We start from the raw sequence: 17255 nt of genomic DNA, 5'->3' as shown, positions 1-17255 counted from the left end.
TATATGTCGAAAACTATTTTAACGAAACAAAAACCTCAAATGTTTGGTCACCCTAAAGGCCTATTTTATCTATTTTTCGCAGAATTATGGGAGCGTTTTAGTTTCTATGGTATGCGTGCTTTGTTGACCCTATACATGGTTCAAGAGATTTTTAAGGCCATTGTAGAGCGTGATGCTGCAACAGCTGTAGTTTATGCGTCTTATGGATCTTTAGTTTATGCATCGACCGTTATTGGTGGACAAATTTCAGATAAAATTTTAGGAATGCGTAGCTCCATTTTTTTAGGAGGTATTTTAATGGCATTGGGGCATTTTGTTTTAGCTATAGAGAATAACATTGCTTTCTTTTTGGCACTAGCTTTAATTGTAGTTGGGAATGGTTTTTTTAAACCGAATATTTCAACTTTTGTAGGGGCTTTATATGAGGATGGTGATGTTAGAAAAGATTCTGGTTTCACCATTTTTTATATGGGAATTAATATAGGAGGCTTTGTTGCTCCTCTTTTGTGTGGTTGGTTAGCTGCAACATATGGTTGGCATTATGGATTTGGATTGGCAGGATTAGGCATGTTAACAGGTTTAATTTTCTTTTGGAGTGGTATAAAGAAGAATGTTTTTGGGGATAGAGGGTTACCACCAAGCAAAGAAGTTTATGAAAAGAAAGTTATAGGTATTCCTCAAAAAACCTTGATTCCAATATTAGCATTTTTATGCGCTCCATTAATTGCATATTTACTTTCGTCTTGGCAACAAAACTATGTAAGCTTTATTTTTAAATTTATTGGATTTGGTGTTTTAGCTTATATTGTTTACATCATAGTTAATTTAAAAACTAATGAAGCCCGTAAAAAGCTTTTTATGGCCGTTTTAATTACTTTTTTTATGACGTTGTTTTGGGGGTTTCATGAGCTTTCAGGGAGTGTAATTACATTGTTTGCTTCAAGAAATGTCGATTTGGGAGGTATAATGAATGCTAGCCAAACCAATGCATTAAATTCTATGTTTATTATTATTCTTGCAATTCCTATTTCATTGTTATGGGCATATTTGGCTAAAAAGAACTTAAATCCAAGAACACCCTATAAATTTGGTTTAGGATTGGTTTTGGCAGGTCTTAGTTTTTATATTCTTTCAACAAGTGGTGCAAGCGCAGATGCAAATGGCATGGTGCCTTTTTTATATTTATTTATCATGTATTTTATAATTTCTATTGGAGAATTGTTTATGTCTCCAGTAGGATTATCAAAAATAACAGATTTATCTCCTAAAAATATTGTAGCATTTATGATGGGAGTTTGGTTTTTATCTTCTGCTTATGCTTTTCAAATAGTAGGTTTTATTTCAGAGCAACTTGCTGTAGAAAGTACAGATGCAAACGTAGGAGGTTTAGATACATTAACAATATATACAGAAGGTTTCTTGCTAATTGCTAAATATGCATTAGGAGCAGGTTTAGCCGTTATTGCTTTTTCTCCTTTAATGAAAAAGTTAATGGGTAAAATACACTAACTTATTTAAGATAATTTAATTTTATTTTTATGAATACAGATATTGAAAATCTTTTTAACGACAAAGTAATAGGGCATCCTGCTGGGCTATTTGTAATCTTTTTTACAGAAATGTGGGAGCGTTTTTCATTTTACGGAATGCGTATTCTACTTGTTTTATTTTTAACAGCACCTATTATTAGCGATAATCCAGGATGGGAATGGCCGCGTGAACATGCCTTGGCGTTAATTGGTACATATGGCTCATTATTATACCTTACCCCAATTGTTGGTGGTTGGATAGCTGATAAAATTACAGGATATAAATGGGCTGTAATTATTGGGTGTTTTATAATGATGTTAGGGCATGCTGCAATGGTTTTTGAGACCCCTTTTTCGTTGTATTTAGGACTCGCATTACTAATTATAGGAACAGGTTTTTTTAAACCTAATATGACTTCTATGATTTCTGAAATGTATAAAGGCAAAGAATCAAAAAAGGATGGCGCGTATACTATTTATTATATGGGCGTTAATGCGGGCGCGTTTTTTGGGATGATGTTATGTGGCTATTTAGCCGAAAATATAGGATGGAGCTATGGTTTTGGTCTTGCTGGTGTTTTTATGTTACTGGGCTTAATTCAGTTTTGGTTAGCTAAAAGTTTATTTGGTCAAATTGGTGAAAAACCATCAAAAATACATAAGGTTGAAATTCCTCAGGATTTAAATGAAGATGAACCTTTTGAAAATTTTGAAAAGTCTGAAGCTGATAAATTAAACCCATTTACAACTCTCGATAAAATTTTAATTATTTTGTCGTCTATAGGTGGGGTTCTATATTTGTTTAATGATCCGTTGTCAAAAATTGGAAACATTAACTTATTGCCTTTTTCGATAGGGAATATGGATGGGTCGAATGTTACAGTCTTAACGGCTTTAGCATTGTTTTTATATTTAATAATTTCTAGAATTTCGCGTTATACACCAATAGTAAGAGATCGTATTATTGCGGTTTCTGTTTTTGGGATTTTTACTGTTTTCTTTTTTGCTGCTTTCGAGCAATCCTTAGGTTCAATGACCATATTTGCTCGAGATTATACAGAAAGAGCATTAACAGGAAGTTCTGCAATGATATTTAAAGTAATAGATTTAATCCTTACTGTTGGGCCGTTAGCCATTATTACTTGGGTATTATATTTATTATTTAAAAAGACATTCTCCAAAATCCCATACTCTAATATTATTTTAGGTATTTCTTTTGCCTTTTTATGGTATGTGGTTTATTATAAAATAAATAACGAATTTAGTAAAGACACTACCGAGGTTCCAGCAACATGGTTTGGTATTTTAAATTCATTTTTTATCATTACACTAGCACCATTCTTTTCTAGATGGTGGGAAAGTAAATATAACCCAAGCGCGGCCATGAAATATGGTATTGGATTAATGCTACTTGGTTTAGGTTTTGGTGTGTTAGTGTTTGGTACTTTGACTATTCCGCAAGGTGCTCAAACAGCATCGGTGAGTATGATGTTTTTAATTCTAGCGTATTTATTTCATACCATGGGAGAACTATGTATATCTCCTGTAGGGCTATCTTATTTAAGTAAATTGGTGCCGGGAAGAATGATTGGTTTTATGTTTGGTATATGGTATCTAGCAATTGCTGTAGGGCAAAAAGCAGCTGGAACTATGGGTGGCATGATTGATAAAATCACACAAGAACATTCTCTAAGTACGTTTTTCTTAATATTTACATTAGTCCCGGCAGGTGTTGGTGTTATTTCAATGTTGTTAAACCCATTACTTAAAAAACTAATGCACGGCGTGCGTTAATCGAATAAAAAGTTAAAAAATATTCAAAATGCTCCTGATTAGGAGCATTTTTTGTAAGTTCGGAACAACTTTTGCAACTTATTTAATTATGAAGAAAACAATATTTTTAATGTTAGCTGTAGCTTTTATTAGTTTAAATGCCTCAGCTCAACAAATAAATTGGTTAACTCTAGAAGAGGCTGTTGCGCTTCAAAAGGAAACCCCAAAAAAGATTATGATGGATGTTTACACCAATTGGTGTGGGCCTTGTAAAATGCTTGATAAGAATACATTTCAAAACAATCATGTCGCAGATTATGTAAATAAACATTACTATGCTGTAAAGTTTAATGCAGAAGGAAATGATGAAGTTAAGTTTAAAGACCAGACGTTTTCTAATCCTAATTTTGATCCAGCAAAGGTAAATAGAAGAAATTCGGCTCATGAATTATCACGTTATTTTCAAATTCAAGCATTTCCAACAATTGTTTTTTTAGATGAAAAAGCAAGTTTAATTTTTCCTTTAAAAGGTTATAAAACACCTGAACAAATTGAGCTTTATTTGAAAATGTTTAAAAAAGACGATCATAAAACTATTGATACTCAAGAAAAATTTAATGAATACTATAAAGCGTTTAAGCCTGAGTTTAAAAGCTAGTTTTAAAATATAATTTATCAATGAAAAAAATAATTATTACGCTCTTTTTAGGAGTTTTAATTTCAGCAAATAGTTTTTCTCAAGAAAGATTAACATGGCATACAGATATTAATGAAGCATTAGAAATTGCTGTAAAAGAAAATAAAAAAGTCATGCTCTTTTTTACAGGATCAGATTGGTGTGGTTGGTGTACAAAATTGCAAAATGAAGTGTTTAGAACTTCAGATTTTGAAAAGTGGTCTAATGATGTGGTTTTAGTAGAACTAGATTTCCCTAGAAGAACACCTCAGGATGAAACTATAAAAGCGCAAAACCGACAATTGCAATCTATGTTTGGGGTTAGAGGTTATCCTTCTGTACATTTTGTGAGTCCTGAAAAATTACCTGACGGAAAGATGAATTTAAATAGCCTTGGTAAAACAGGTTATGTGCGTGGTGGTGCAGGTAAATGGCTAGAAGTTGCAAATAATATTGTTAAAAAAACTATTTAGAATTTTAATAATTCAATATAAAGGCTCCCTTTTTGCTGGTTTGGTGAAAAGGGAGTTTTCTTTTTGTGCATATAGCTTCCCAACGTTTTATGTAAGATTTGTAATTACTGCCGTCTGCAATAATTTGTTTAGGGTTTAAAGAATCTATTAATCGATTTAAATTAATTTTCGGTGATTGCCTAAGTAAAATATATTCGGGTTTTACAGACTTTAAATTATAAACTCCTAAGCTGTCAATTACTAAAACGTGTTTGTTGTTTAGTTGATAAATGGGGCGTATGTTTTGCTCTTCTACAGTTTTAATGTGATTTCCAACAACGTAATTGGTTATAATATTGTTTGCTGCTTTAGTAATGCTATCAAAATCGTTTGCAACAATAATTTTAGTGTTTGTTTTGTTTCCTAAAAGACTATTTCTGCTTTTATGAAATACAATAAATTCATTTGAAGGGGTGTTAATTTTATTGAACATTAACGCCCCTTGAATAATAATGATGGCTATTAAAAACAACTTCAAATTTGAATAATTTTTTTTAAACAGAAGTCGAACACATGCGATGATTCCTAAATAAGAGATTAAAACGTATAAGAGGCTAAAAGGAATATCTTTAAACAAAAATGCTTCTTGTTTTGATACCCAATCTATTAAATGATTCATTGAACTTATAATGTAGCCATATAAATCTGCTCCAAATTGAGGCAATATGTTTAAAACAGCTAACAGAATAACCAAAATACCTAAGCCTAAAATAATGCCTAAAAAAGGAATAATAATTAAATTAGATATAAAGAATAAACCAGGAAACTGATGGAAGTAAAATAAACTCACAGGAATAATTCCTAGTTGTGCAGAAACAGTAACAGTAAACGTATGCCAGTAGAAATTTATGATTTTGTTTTTAGGAGCCCAAAGTTTATAAATTAGAGGGTCTAGGGTAACAATAGCAAATACAGCCAAATAACTTAATTGAAAACCAACATCAAATATAAATAGTGGCTTAAATAGTAATATAATAAACATGCTTATGGCTAATGTATTGTATATGTTGGTTGGTCTTTTTAGGTTTAAGGCTATAGCTACAATACTAAACATGGTTACAGCACGAGTAACCGATGCAGATAACCCCGCAATTAATGCAAAACTCCATAATATGCTAACTAACAATATAGTTTTTATTAGTTTTCCATGCCTTAAGCGTTCAAGTGGTTTAAAAACGAAACTTAATATTATAAGAATAATACCGACGTGAAGTCCAGAAACTGCTAAAATGTGAATGGCACCTGCATTGGTGTAGCTGGTATATACTTCTTTGCTAATATCTTGACGCTGCCCTAATAAAAGCGCATTAATTATTGAAAGTTCATCAGGTTTAAAATTATAAGGTTTTAGTTTTTTATTAATGTGTTCGCGAACATTATCAGCAATACCTAATAGCGTTGTCTCATCAGTACTAACAGGTAATAACGATTTATGCGTAGCAAAAAGTTGATGATAAATATATTTCTTCTTTAGATAATTTTCGTAATCAAATTGATTGGGGTTTAATGGTGATGCTATATTTTCGAAATGCATTCTGCTTATATAAACATCATCGACTTTTAATGGCAATTGTAAGCTGTCCTTTTTAATATTTAAAAGTGTTTTTCCTGTAACCTCCTTATTATTAATTTCTAAAATATCTACAGCATATTTATCTTGATAGTTTCCCGGTTTTAAAACTTCCCTAATTCTAAATGCGATGTTTTTTAAGCTATCATTTTCAGTTGAAATGGATTTCGTGTAATGATTAGAAAAGTTTTTTTGGTTATGAAAACTAGTTGATAATATTCCTATAGAAATCATAACTAAAAAGGCTATAAGACCAAACCAAATAGATTTAATAAATGCTTTTCTAGCAATGAGATAAACAACGAATAGAATTAATAAAAGACTTAATGTTGATAGGGTAGATGTGTTAACTGAAATGTTGGCGAAATACCCAATAATAATGCCTAAGATTAAGCAAATAGAAAGTTTAATGATGGTAAAGTTGAGTAATCGCATACTCTTGAAAGATATAAAAATATCTTATAATATACGACGCGCTTCGTAAAATGCTTTGAGCCAATAAGTTTCGTTAAGTCCAGAGATAATTACGCCTTTGCTAGTTGTAGCATGAATAAATTTAATGTCGTTGTTTTTAATGTCGACAATTAACCCAACATGATTTATAGAATTTCTTCTATTTCCCGTCTTAAAAAAAAGTAAATCGCCTTTTGAAACTTTTTTAAGTTGTATTTTATGCCCTTTTTTTGCCATATCCCTAGAAATTCTAGGTAATATAATGTCATTGGATTTATAGGATTCATAAATCAATCCTGAACAATCCATACCAGATTTTGTAGTACCACCCCATTTATAACGCACACCTTTAAATTGTTTGGCGTAATCTATAATATAGTCAGCTTTTGAGTAATTTGAAGTTGAATTATTAGTTGGGTTTTCTTTTTTGCTCTTTTTGGTTACAATTTTGGTAGTAGAAGTCTTTTTGCTTTTAGCACGTTTTGAAGATTTACAACTGCTAAAACTTATAATAAGAATTAAGATTAAAAAGACTCTATGCATATAAATGTTGAGGTTTTATAGCATTATAAATTAAGTTGGCTGTTTTTTCGCTTGCACCTTTGCCTCCTAATTTTTTCTCTAATTCATAATAATCTAAAAAGAGTTTTTTGCGGGTTTCAGTATCCAGAATCTTGTCTAATTCTTGTTTTAGCCTTTTTTTATTGAAATCATTTTGGATAAGTTCAGTAACAACTTCTCTATCCATAATTAGATTTACTAACGAAATAAACTTTAAAGTTATTATTCGTTTTGCGATTTGATATGAAATTGTACTCCCTTTGTAGCAAACTACTTGCGGTATTTTAAAAAGAGCCGTTTCTAATGTGGCAGTTCCAGAAGTTACTAAGGCAGCGCTAGAAATACTTAACAAATCGTATGTTTTATTCGAAATAAATTTTACGTTATTCGATTTTATGAATGTTTCATAAAAGCTATAATCTTGACTTGGTGCTCCGGCAATTACAAATTGATGATTCGGATAATTGTCAACTAAACTTAGCATAACAGAAAGCATTTTTGTTATTTCTTGTTTTCTGCTTCCTGGTAATAAGGCAATAATAGGTTTTACACCTAATTGGTGTTCTTCTCTAAATTTAAGAACTCCAATTTGTTCTCTATTAGCTATAGCGTCAATTAGTGGGTGTCCCACAAAAGTAACATCATACCCGTGTTTTTTGTAAAAAGGTTTTACAAAAGGCAGGATAACAAACATGCTATCTATATCGCGCTTAATAGCTTTTACTCTGCTTGCTCTCGATGCCCAAACTTGCGGAGAAATGTAATAATTTGTTCTAAATCCTTCTTCTTTTGCCCATTTTGCAATCCTAAGATTAAAGCCAGAATTGTCTATAAAAACAATAACATCAGGCTTAAAACTTGAAATATCATTTTTACAAAAAGAAATGTCTTTAAAAATTTTATTCAGGTTCATTATAACCTCAATAAACCCCATAAAAGCACGTTCTTTATAGTGCTTTACCAAAGTGCCACCGGCAGCCTGCATAAGGTCGCCACCCCAAAACCTAATGTCTGCATTGGTATCAACTACCTGTAATGCTTTCATTAAGTTCGAGCCGTGTAGGTCTCCTGATGCTTCTCCAGCTACAATGTAATACTTCATTTAGAAGAGTTTAAATACAAATGTAAAAACAGCAATAAAAACGGTGATTAATAAAACTCCTCTAGCTCTATAATCTTGTTTTTTTCTAATGAAAACAAAAAAGGCAATAAGGTTTAATATAGCGCCTAAGCTAATTAGTTTTCCTAGAAATCCTTCTTGAGCAGCCGCTTTAATAACAACATCAAATTCATCGCCTTTACCAAGTAGGTTTGCAGCTATAAATAATCCAATAGCGTTTGCAATTAAGCCAACAAACATGCCTATAAAAATGTCTTTTTTCATTTATACTGATTGTTTTCGTTCGTTATAATTTCCAACTATTTAAATCTTTAATAAAATGATGTGCTGTTAAATCAAATTGCGATGGAACTATGGATACGTATCCATTTTCAAGAGCCCATTCATCGGTGTCTTCACCACCATCTAAATTAACAAATTTACCTGTAAGCCAATAATAGTCTTCTCCTTGTGGTGTTTTTCGTTTGTCAAACTCTTCAACCCAATTGGCTTTAGCTTGTCTGCAAACTTTAACACCTTTTATGTCTTTTTTGCTAATGTTTGGAATATTTACATTTAATACAATACCATTAGGTAAGCCGTTTTTTAAAACCTGCTCGGTAATGGTTTTTATAAATGACTTTGAAGCTTCAAAATTAGCATCCCAACTATAATCTAATAAGGAAAATCCAATGGCAGGAATACCTTCAATACCAGCTTCAATTGCAGCACTCATGGTGCCAGAATAAATCACATTTATGGAGGCATTTGAGCCATGGTTAATACCCGAAACACATAAGTCTGGGGTTTTATTTGTAAGCTCTCTAATGGCAAGTTTTACACAATCTGCAGGTGTGCCAGAGCAACTAAATTCTTTTTGTGGACCATCATCAAAATTAACTTCTTTAGAATATAATGTTGAGTTTAAGGTTATTGCGTGTCCCATGCCGCTCTGCGGGCTGTCTGGAGCAACCACAACAACATCGCCAATGGTGTTCATTACAGAAATTAAAGTTCTAATGCCTGGGGCGTTTATGCCATCGTCATTAGTTACAAGTATAAGTGGCTTTTTGCTCATTTTGGTTGAAAATATACATCGCTAAAATACATAATTTCATTAGGAAACCCCCAATTTCTTTGCTTTAACAAAAAATTAGTAGCGAATCTCAGAATTGGCATGGTTTTTTCTTTATTTTAGTGAAAAATATGCTGTGCTTTTTAGAAGCAAAAAAGAATAACCTATGAAGAATATTATGAAAAGGAATTATAAAGTACTCTCTCTATTACTACTATTAGCATTTGCATCTTGTAGTTTTACATCCAAAAAATTCAGTAATCCAGATAAGGATAAATTATTAATCCAGATTATTACGTTTGTGCTAGAACAGGGGCATTTTGACCCAATAGCAATGGATGACACTTTTTCTGCGGAATTTTTCTCAGACTATATAGAAATTGTAGACCCAGTAAAGCGTTATTTCTATGAATCAGATTATAAGGATTTTGAGAAGTATAAATTAACTATTGATGATCAACTTAAAGCAACAGATATCACGTTTTTTAATATTGTAAACGATAGAATGTTGAAACGAATAGAAGAGGTTAAGGAGATATACAAAGATGTGTTATCGGAACCTTTTGACTATTCCATTGATGAAGAGTTTGAGACAAACTATGAAAACAGCACGTTTGTTAAAAACAAAAGAGAAATGAAAGATCGTTGGAGAAAGCAGTTAAAATTTTCTACGCTTTCTAATTATGACGACATAAAAGAAGAAGAAAAAAGAGCTAAGGAGAAAAATCCTGATTATGTTTTTAAAACAAACGAACAAATAGAAAAAGAAGCGCGAGAAGCAACTTTAAAATCTATTAATATTTATTTTGAAGATTATATTGATGATCAAAGACGTGAAGATTGGTTTGCTATTTATGTAAACACGATAGTCGAAGAGTACGATCCTCACACATATTACCTAGCGCCAAAAGGAAAAGAAGATTTTGACCAACGTATGTCTGGAAAATTAGAAGGTATTGGGGCAAGGCTTCAAAAAAGAATGGATTACATAAAGATTGTTGAGCTAATATCTGGAGGTCCAGCTTGGAGAAGTAATCAGTTGGAGGTCGAAGATGTTATTTTAAAAGTAAAACAAGAAGATGAAGATGTTGCTGTTGATATTGTAGGTATGCGTATTAATGACGCCATAAAATACATTAAAGGGCCAAAAGGAACTAAAGTAACACTAACTATTAAAAAAGTTGATGGAACTGTTAAGGATATTGAAATTGTTAGAGATGTTGTAGAGTTAGTTGAAACCTATGCAAAAGCATCTGTAGTTGAAAAGGATAATAAAAAGTTTGGTATTATAAACTTACCAGCATTTTATGTAGATTTTCAAGATTATAAAAATGTAAATGCAGCAAAAGATGTAAAACATGAAATTGAGCGATTAAAAGAAGATGGTATTGAAGGTTTGGTACTTGATTTGCGAAATAACGGAGGCGGGTCATTACCTGCTGTTGTAGATATGGCCGGTTTGTTTATCAAAGATGGTCCAGTTGTTCAAGTGCGTTCTACTGGAGAGCCTAAAGAGGTCTTAAAAGATACAGATAAGTCCATTTCCTGGGATGGCCCATTAGTGATTTTAGTTAACGAGATTTCAGCATCTGCTTCAGAAATTATGGCCGCTGCTATGCAAGATTACAAACGTGCCATTATTATTGGAGGTAAACAGACCTATGGAAAAGGTACGGTTCAAAATGTTATCGATTTAAATAATATGCTAAGAAATAATACAAGTGGAGACCTTGGTGCTTTAGCACTAACAAGACAAAAGTATTATAGAATTAATGGTGGTTCGGTACAGTTAGAGGGTGTTAAAAGTGATGTTAATGTGCCTGGACGTTTTAGTTTTATTGATGTAGGAGAAAAAGATAAAGATAATCCATTGCCTTACGATGAGATTGATGCAGCAGATTATAGTGCTTGGGGGAATTATTTTGATTATGATGCTACTATTGAAAAAAGCAAAAAGCGTATGACCGCTAATAGTCAATTAAAACTTATTGAAGAAAATGCAAAATGGCTTAAAAGTAAGATTGATGAAACTGTTTTTTCTTTAAACTATAAGACTTACAAAGCAAAATTAGAAGCTAACGAACTAGAGTCTAAAAAGTTTGAAGCAATTTCAGATTATAACACAAACTTAACTTTCGAGTCTCATGGTTATGAAAAAAAGCTTATCGAACAGGATACAACAGATTTAAAAGAAAAACGCGAGCGTTGGCATACTAGTTTGAGTAAGGATGTGTATGTTGAAGAAGCACTTAATGTGTTAGAAGATTTAAAAACATCATACCCTATTAAAAAAGTAGCTTCAACGGTTCAAAATTAAATTATAAATGGTATTGAATGAGTCATAAATCAAACTCACTAAAACAATTAGCGCTCCAAAAGTTTAAAAAGAACTTTTGGGGCGTTTTCAGTTTCTGTTTTATCGTTTTGGTAGGTATAATTTCTGTGTTTGCATATTTATTTGCACCCGATGATTCTCAATATGCCAACCAGATGCATTTAGCGATTCATTCAGAAAAACCGGGGTTTAGTGTTACTATGGTGACTATTCCATCAAAAATTATAACAGAGCAAAGTGGTTTTGATAAATTGTTCTTCGGAAATAAAAATACAGATGCTGAAATTCCTATTTCAGAATATAATATTGCTGAAGGTGTTTTAATGTATAAAGAATACGCGACAGATGGCTTGGAAGGTGCAGAAAAAACTGTTAGCCTTAGTGTATTTCCAAATAATTCACCTAAAGAATTTATAACAAAAAAAAGTTTCCTTTTTGGAACAGATAAGTATGGTCGTGATTTATTAAGTCGTGTTTTAGTTGGTGCAAGAATCTCCTTTTTTATAGGTTTCGTAGCGGTTCTAATTTCATTATTAATAGGTGTTTTTATGGGAAGTGTGGCTGGCTATTTTGGAGGGAAAGTAGATGCGGTAATCATGTGGATTATTAATGTAACATGGTCAATCCCAACGCTATTATTGGTAATCGCCATTACTCTAGCTTTAGGTAAAGGCTTTTGGCAAGTTTTTATTGCGGTAGGTTTAACCATGTGGGTTGAGGTTGCTAGAGTTGTACGCGGTCAGATAATTAGCGCTAAAGAAATGCAGTACGTAACAGCGGCTAGAGCACTTGGTTATAACGATTTTAGAATTATTACAAAACATATATTGCCTAATATCATGGCGCCAGTTATTGTTATTGCCGCAGCTAATTTTGCCGCAGCTATTTTAATAGAAAGCGGATTAAGTTTTTTGGGTATTGGAGCACAGCCACCAATGGCTAGTTGGGGTGCAATGATTAAAGATCACTATAATTATATTATACTTGGTAAGCCTTATTTAGCCATTATACCTGGGCTTTGTATTATGAGTTTGGTTATGGCGTTTATGTTAATTGGAAATGCTTTACGCGATGCTCTTGATGTGAAGAGTTAATAAAGCTTTCTTGTTATAAGTCTAGAACTTTTTGCCAAATACTTTGATTTACAGAAATACCATTTTTTAAGTTCTCTGTTCTTGTTTTTAAGCTGCGTTCTCCTGGATAATATGTTTTTTCTCCAGGTTTGGTAGGTGTTGTTTGGTGGGTGAAATCTATAATTTCTTTTAAAAGCTTTTCTTGTAAGTTTGAATCTCTAAATGTAGTCTGGTTTATGCATATAAATATTTGTGAAACACCAGTTTCATATTCATCTAAACCTAATTTGTAAGTGGAGTTTCCGGCAGATAAAATTGTTGCTAGCATATCTAAGACCATAGCAAGTGCAGATCCTTTCCAATAGCCAATAGGTAAACTTCTTTCACTTTCTAAAATCTGTTCTGGGTTATTAGTTAGATTTCCGTTGTTATCCCAGCCGCCTTCAAAAGGTAACGTTTCTCCTTTTAATTTGTAGTCGTTTATTTTTCCAAAAGAAAATTGTGAAATAGCCATATCTAATACAATATGTCCTTCTTTTCTAGGGATTGAAATAATAAATGGATTGTTTCCAAGTTTTAAATCTTGACCTCCCCAAGCAGGCATATTAGGTTTTGTATTTGTAAAAAGAATTGAAATACAATCTTGAGCTGCAGCGTGCCAACCATAATATCCGCCTCTCATCCAATGGTTTGTGTTTCTTAAAGCTACTAACCCAATTCCGTGTGTTTTCGATAATTCAACTGCGCGATTAGTGCATGTTATAGCGTTTATTATACCTGGTCCGTTATTGCCATCCCAGCGTTCAATGCTACCCAGGGCTTCTGTTTTTTTAGCTTCGGCGTCTTTGTTAACTAAGTTCTTTTTAATGTAATCTATAAAAAGAGGCACGCGATTTATGCCATGAGAAGTTACGCCTGAAAGCGAATTTTCAGTAAAAACTTCTGATAATAGTTTTGCTTTTTCTTTAGTGAAATTATATTTGATAAAAATTTCGGAAAGCGTGCTTTCCATGTCGTTTTTTGAAATACATATATTTTTCATGTTTTTCATCATTTTTTAAACGAAAGTAAATAGGTTGGTCGAAAAAAATTAATTGGAAATAAAGTTTTCATTTAAACTGTCAATATATTCTAATACATCGTCCTTTCCAATATCTTTAGAAGATGAAGTAATAAAATAATTAGGAACTTCTTCCCAAGTTTCTAACATAATATTTTTATAGACTTCAATATGATTTTCAATGGCTTTAGGTCTAAGTTTATCGGCTTTAGTAAATATGATAGAAAACGGAATACCATTTTCACCCAGCCATTGCATAAACTCTAAATCTATGGGTTGAGGTTCATGTCTTATATCTACAAGTACGAAAGCGGTAACTAGCTGTTCGCGATAGGCAAAATACTGTGTTATAAACTTTTGGAACACCTTTTTAGCACTTTTAGAAACACGAGCATAGCCATAACCTGGTAAATCTACCAAATGCCAATTTTTATTTATCAAAAAATGATTTATAAGTTGTGTTTTACCTGGTCTTCCCGATGTTTTTGCTAAGCTTTTTCTACTGGTTAGCATATTTATTAATGAAGATTTTCCAACATTACTTCTTCCAATAAATGCATATTCTGGTAATCTGCTTTTTGGGCATTTTTCAACAGCAGAGTTGCTAACAACAAATTCGGCAGACTTAATTTTCATGACAAGTGTTTTATTGTCATTCCCTCGAAAGCGGGAATTTTATTAAAGGAATCTAGGGTTTCCTAATTAGATTTTTGATTTTTTTTATTCTAGAATTTCGTTTCAGAATCCTCTTTTTTGCAACCAAGCATCGAGTATTTTATTAAATTCTTCAGGATGTTCCATCATTGCAGCATGACCGCATTTGTCTATCCAATGCAATTCCGAATCTGGTAATAATTCATTAAACTCATTTGCAACTTCTGGAGGGGTTACATTATCGTTTTTTCCCCAAATAATACAAGTTGGTATTGTTAGCGTTGGCAAGTCTTTAGCCATATTATGTCTTATGGCGCTTTTTGCAATAGCTAAAGTTTTTATCAGTTTGTTGCGGTCGTTAACTGTTTCGTAAACTTCATCAACAATTTCTTTTGTGGCAACTGCAGGGTCATAAAAAACGTCCTGTGCCTTTTTTTTAATCACCTCATAATCTCTACGTTTGGTGTATCCACCTCCCATAGCGTTTTCGTACAATCCAGAACTTCCTGTAATTATTAATGCTTTAACACTTTCTGGAAAAAGTTTGGTGTGATATAGTCCAATATGCCCGCCTAAAGAGTTTCCTAAAATAATAACTTCTTTAAAACCTTTAAATTCTATAAAGTCATGCAGGTATTTGGCAAAATACTTTACGTTAGTTTTTATTAAAGACATGTTGTAAAGCGGTAATTCTGGTATTAGCACTTTATAACCTTTTTTACTAAAATGGTTAGTTACAGCATCAAAGTTGCTTAATCCTCCCATTAAGCCATGAAGCACAATTATAGGTGTTCCTTCACCTGCTTCAATATAGCTGTAGTTTCCTTCTTTTTTTAAACTATGCGTCATCAATCGGTTAGTCATTCATACGTTAAAAACAAATATAGTTATTTCATTCATATTTCTACTATAATAATTGTCTTCAAGCAAAAACAACTTGCATTAATTGAAATGAACATATTAACATTTTGGGTTGTTTTAAGTATTAAACTTTATAATCTCTATTAGTTAGTTTTAAAGTGGGTTGAGCAATTTTTAAATCGGATAAAAAACAGGTTTAATCGAATACTTATTAACAAAGTGGTATTAAGTGGTATAATGTGGGATATTTTTCAATATATTTGACATTTAAACGTTTAAAAGTCAGTAAATCACTTTGGATTTAATTACAGGGACATATGATTGTAAGGTTGATGCAAAAGGCAGATTAATGATGCCAGCAGCAATCAAAAAGCAACTTTCTGCAATTTTGCAAGATGGTTTTGTGCTGCGTCGTTCTGTTTTTCAAAAGTGCTTAGAGCTTTATCCTATTGGAGAATGGCAAGTGTTAATGCAGAAAATGAATAAGCTTAATAAGTTTAAAAAGAAGAACAACGATTTTATTAGAAGGTTTACTGCAGGAGCAAAAATGGTTGAGGTTGATGTGAATGGTAGATTGTTAATACCAAAAGATTTAACCGTTTTTGCAGATATTTCAAAAAATATTGTTGTCGCTTCGGCAATTAATATAATTGAAATTTGGGATAAAGATTTATACGAACAAGCCATTGATGATGCAGCAATTGATTTTGCAGATTTAGCTGAAGAAGTAATGGGGCAAGATGATGACGAGAATGGAATATCATAATCCTGTACTTCTAAAAGAAACTGTTGATGGTTTAAATATAAAGCCTGATGGCATTTATGTTGATGTCACTTTTGGTGGTGGCGGGCATAGTAAAGAAATATTAAATCGGCTTGGTGAGAAGGGAAGGCTCTTTGCTTTTGATCAAGACCAAGATGCTCTTGAAAATACACTTGATGATGATAGGTTTACATTAATTCATGAGAATTTCAGATTTGTAAAGCGCTTTTTGAGATTTCATGGTGTGAAGCAAGTAGATGGAATTCTAGCAGATTTTGGTGTGTCTTCGCATCAATTTGATGTTGCAGAACGCGGGTTTTCAACACGTTTTGAAGCCGATTTGGATATGCGGATGAATCAAGAAAGCGAGCTTTCTGCCTTTCATGTAGTTAATGAATATGAAGAAGAACGGTTAAAATTAGTGCTTTTGCAATATGGAGAGCTGCGTGCAGCACCGGCAATGGCAAGATTGATTGTAGAGCATAGGCAAACAGAGCAAATAATTACAAGTGAACAATTAAAAAAAGTATTGAGGAAATTTTTGCCTCCACGATATGAAAATAAAGTTTTGGCCCAAATCTATCAAGCTATCAGGATAGAAGTCAACCAAGAAATTGAGGTTTTAAAAGAGTTTTTATTGCAAACTCCAGAAGTGTTAAAGGTTGGCGGCCGATTAAGTTTTATATCCTATCACTCTCTCGAAGATAGGTTGGTAAAGCGTTTTATTAGAAATGGCATGTTTGAAGGTGAACCAGAGCGTGATATGTTTGGCAACTTTGAAGTGCCGCTTAAAAAAGTAAACGGATTAATTGTGCCTACGGCAGATGAGATTAAAATAAATAATAGAGCAAGAAGTGCAAAGCTTCGAATTGCTGAGAAGTTATAAATGAAGAAAAATATCTATAACATATTAAAGGGGACTTTTTTAATTAGTGATGATTCATTTAAAAGCTGGCGGTTAATCTTATTTATATCTGGGTTGGCGATAGTAATGATAGCCAGTTCGCATAGTGCAGATAAAAAAGTGTATGAAATTGCACGATTAAAAAATGAAGTTAAAGAAATGCGGTCTGCGTTTGTAGATGGCCGTTCAAAACTTATGAGGCTTAAAATGGAGTCTCATGTAGTTGTAATAATGAAAGAAAAAGGTTTGGCTCCCTCAGTAATTCCGCCCAAAAAAATAAAAGTAAAAACACAAAATTGATAAAGTAAGCTTGGCAGTAAACGAAAAAAACATATTAAACCGTTTGTATTTTATAGC

The 17255-nt window shown here is 32.4% G+C and carries 17 protein-coding genes; 9 read left to right on the top strand and 8 right to left on the bottom strand.

Annotation, left to right across the window (positions count from 1 at the left end):
• The first annotated feature begins 3 nt into the window (after positions 1 to 3).
• From SJY43_RS00725 to SJY43_RS00710, 4 genes are all read left to right on the top strand, one after another.
• Entirely contained in the window at positions 4 to 1509 is a 1506-nt protein-coding gene (locus SJY43_RS00725) for a peptide MFS transporter (protein ID WP_396601939.1), read from the top strand.
• Between the two features lie 29 nt (positions 1510 to 1538).
• The gene (locus tag SJY43_RS00720) at positions 1539 to 3323 is read left to right on the top strand and encodes a peptide MFS transporter (protein ID WP_396601938.1); all 1785 of its coding nucleotides are present in this window, start codon (positions 1539 to 1541) and stop codon (positions 3321 to 3323) included.
• An 88-nt stretch (positions 3324 to 3411) separates the two neighbouring features.
• Positions 3412 to 3960 (top strand): thioredoxin family protein, encoded by a 549-nt coding sequence (locus SJY43_RS00715; protein ID WP_396601937.1) that lies wholly within the window; start codon positions 3412 to 3414, stop codon positions 3958 to 3960.
• A 20-nt stretch (positions 3961 to 3980) separates the two neighbouring features.
• The gene (locus SJY43_RS00710; RefSeq protein WP_396601936.1) at positions 3981 to 4451 is read left to right on the top strand and encodes a thioredoxin family protein; all 471 of its coding nucleotides are present in this window, start codon (positions 3981 to 3983) and stop codon (positions 4449 to 4451) included.
• A gap of 4 nt (positions 4452 to 4455) precedes the next feature.
• Here the strand turns inward: SJY43_RS00710 and SJY43_RS00705 are convergent, their stop codons facing one another.
• Genes SJY43_RS00705 through surE form a run of 5 tightly spaced genes read right to left on the bottom strand, consistent with a single transcriptional unit; the run spans position 4456 to position 9251 of the window.
• Entirely contained in the window at positions 4456 to 6495 is a 2040-nt protein-coding gene (locus tag SJY43_RS00705; protein WP_396601935.1) for a ComEC/Rec2 family competence protein, read from the bottom strand.
• Positions 6496 to 6519: 24 nt separating this feature from the next.
• The gene (locus SJY43_RS00700) at positions 6520 to 7056 is read right to left on the bottom strand and encodes a C40 family peptidase (protein WP_396601934.1); all 537 of its coding nucleotides are present in this window, start codon (positions 7054 to 7056) and stop codon (positions 6520 to 6522) included.
• Positions 7049 to 8176, bottom strand: a complete 1128-nt coding sequence (gene lpxB / locus SJY43_RS00695; protein WP_396601933.1) for a lipid-A-disaccharide synthase — start codon at positions 8174 to 8176, stop codon at positions 7049 to 7051. Before lpxB ends, SJY43_RS00700 begins: the two co-directional genes overlap by 8 nt.
• Entirely contained in the window at positions 8177 to 8458 is a 282-nt protein-coding gene (locus tag SJY43_RS00690; RefSeq protein ID WP_396601932.1) for a hypothetical protein, read from the bottom strand.
• 22 nt (positions 8459 to 8480) lie between these two features.
• Positions 8481 to 9251, bottom strand: coding sequence for a 5'/3'-nucleotidase SurE (surE, locus tag SJY43_RS00685; RefSeq protein ID WP_396601931.1), 771 nt, complete (start codon positions 9249 to 9251; stop codon positions 8481 to 8483).
• A gap of 175 nt (positions 9252 to 9426) precedes the next feature.
• Here surE and SJY43_RS00680 point away from each other — a divergent pair, with 175 nt between their 5' ends.
• Both SJY43_RS00680 and SJY43_RS00675 read left to right on the top strand, forming a co-directional pair.
• Positions 9427 to 11565 carry a carboxy terminal-processing peptidase gene (locus SJY43_RS00680; protein WP_396603434.1) on the top strand — a complete coding sequence of 713 codons (2139 nt, stop codon included), beginning with the start codon at positions 9427 to 9429 and terminating at the stop codon, positions 11563 to 11565.
• Between the two features lie 17 nt (positions 11566 to 11582).
• Positions 11583 to 12677: an ABC transporter permease gene (locus tag SJY43_RS00675; RefSeq protein WP_396601930.1), complete on the top strand. Its 1095-nt coding sequence runs from the start codon at positions 11583 to 11585 to the stop codon at positions 12675 to 12677.
• A 13-nt stretch (positions 12678 to 12690) separates the two neighbouring features.
• On the opposite strand, the gene yiaK is transcribed toward SJY43_RS00675, so the two are convergent.
• From yiaK to SJY43_RS00660, 3 genes are all read right to left on the bottom strand, one after another.
• Positions 12691 to 13698 carry a 3-dehydro-L-gulonate 2-dehydrogenase gene (gene yiaK / locus SJY43_RS00670; RefSeq protein WP_396601929.1) on the bottom strand — a complete coding sequence of 336 codons (1008 nt, stop codon included), beginning with the start codon at positions 13696 to 13698 and terminating at the stop codon, positions 12691 to 12693.
• Positions 13699 to 13746: 48 nt separating this feature from the next.
• On the bottom strand, positions 13747 to 14352 hold the full coding sequence (gene yihA / locus SJY43_RS00665; protein WP_396601928.1) for a ribosome biogenesis GTP-binding protein YihA/YsxC: 606 nt from the start codon (positions 14350 to 14352) through the stop codon (positions 13747 to 13749).
• Positions 14353 to 14454: 102 nt separating this feature from the next.
• Complete coding sequence (locus tag SJY43_RS00660; RefSeq protein WP_396603433.1) at positions 14455 to 15219, bottom strand: alpha/beta fold hydrolase; 765 nt, start codon at positions 15217 to 15219, stop codon at positions 14455 to 14457.
• A gap of 307 nt (positions 15220 to 15526) precedes the next feature.
• On the opposite strand from SJY43_RS00660, the gene mraZ reads away from it, so the two are divergent.
• Genes mraZ through SJY43_RS00645 form a run of 3 tightly spaced genes read left to right on the top strand, consistent with a single transcriptional unit; the run spans position 15527 to position 17198 of the window.
• Positions 15527 to 15997 carry a division/cell wall cluster transcriptional repressor MraZ gene (gene mraZ, locus SJY43_RS00655; protein WP_396601927.1) on the top strand — a complete coding sequence of 157 codons (471 nt, stop codon included), beginning with the start codon at positions 15527 to 15529 and terminating at the stop codon, positions 15995 to 15997.
• Positions 15984 to 16880 carry a 16S rRNA (cytosine(1402)-N(4))-methyltransferase RsmH gene (rsmH, locus tag SJY43_RS00650; protein WP_396601926.1) on the top strand — a complete coding sequence of 299 codons (897 nt, stop codon included), beginning with the start codon at positions 15984 to 15986 and terminating at the stop codon, positions 16878 to 16880. The genes mraZ and rsmH overlap by 14 nt, the downstream gene beginning before the upstream one ends.
• Positions 16881 to 17198, top strand: coding sequence for an FtsL-like putative cell division protein (locus SJY43_RS00645; RefSeq protein WP_396601925.1), 318 nt, complete (start codon positions 16881 to 16883; stop codon positions 17196 to 17198). It begins immediately after the preceding gene.
• The last annotated feature ends 57 nt before the right edge of the window (positions 17199 to 17255 follow it).

Origin of the sequence: Algibacter sp. R77976 (assembly GCF_044594645.1) — a bacterium.
GTDB lineage: Bacteria > Bacteroidota > Bacteroidia > Flavobacteriales > Flavobacteriaceae > Algibacter_B.
The sequence above is the reverse complement of the archived record's forward strand: the minus strand, read 5'-3'. Positions and strand labels throughout refer to the sequence as shown.

Coding starts and splice junctions, on each gene's coding strand:
- SJY43_RS00720 (WP_396601938.1), top strand. CDS start 1,539: ATGAATACAGATATTGAAAATCTTTTTAACGACAAAGTAATAGGGCAT.
- SJY43_RS00680 (WP_396603434.1), top strand. CDS start 9,427: ATGAAAAGGAATTATAAAGTACTCTCTCTATTACTACTATTAGCATTT.
- SJY43_RS00675 (WP_396601930.1), top strand. CDS start 11,583: ATGAGTCATAAATCAAACTCACTAAAACAATTAGCGCTCCAAAAGTTT.
- SJY43_RS00690 (WP_396601932.1), bottom strand. CDS start 8,458: ATGAAAAAAGACATTTTTATAGGCATGTTTGTTGGCTTAATTGCAAAC.
- SJY43_RS00645 (WP_396601925.1), top strand. CDS start 16,881: ATGAAGAAAAATATCTATAACATATTAAAGGGGACTTTTTTAATTAGT.
- SJY43_RS00660 (WP_396603433.1), bottom strand. CDS start 15,219: ATGACGCATAGTTTAAAAAAAGAAGGAAACTACAGCTATATTGAAGCA.
- yiaK (WP_396601929.1), bottom strand. CDS start 13,698: ATGAAAAATATATGTATTTCAAAAAACGACATGGAAAGCACGCTTTCC.
- surE (WP_396601931.1), bottom strand. CDS start 9,251: ATGAGCAAAAAGCCACTTATACTTGTAACTAATGACGATGGCATAAAC.
- SJY43_RS00705 (WP_396601935.1), bottom strand. CDS start 6,495: ATGCGATTACTCAACTTTACCATCATTAAACTTTCTATTTGCTTAATC.
- SJY43_RS00725 (WP_396601939.1), top strand. CDS start 4: ATGTCGAAAACTATTTTAACGAAACAAAAACCTCAAATGTTTGGTCAC.
- SJY43_RS00715 (WP_396601937.1), top strand. CDS start 3,412: ATGAAGAAAACAATATTTTTAATGTTAGCTGTAGCTTTTATTAGTTTA.
- yihA (WP_396601928.1), bottom strand. CDS start 14,352: ATGAAAATTAAGTCTGCCGAATTTGTTGTTAGCAACTCTGCTGTTGAA.
- SJY43_RS00700 (WP_396601934.1), bottom strand. CDS start 7,056: ATGCATAGAGTCTTTTTAATCTTAATTCTTATTATAAGTTTTAGCAGT.
- lpxB (WP_396601933.1), bottom strand. CDS start 8,176: ATGAAGTATTACATTGTAGCTGGAGAAGCATCAGGAGACCTACACGGC.
- SJY43_RS00710 (WP_396601936.1), top strand. CDS start 3,981: ATGAAAAAAATAATTATTACGCTCTTTTTAGGAGTTTTAATTTCAGCA.
- rsmH (WP_396601926.1), top strand. CDS start 15,984: ATGGAATATCATAATCCTGTACTTCTAAAAGAAACTGTTGATGGTTTA.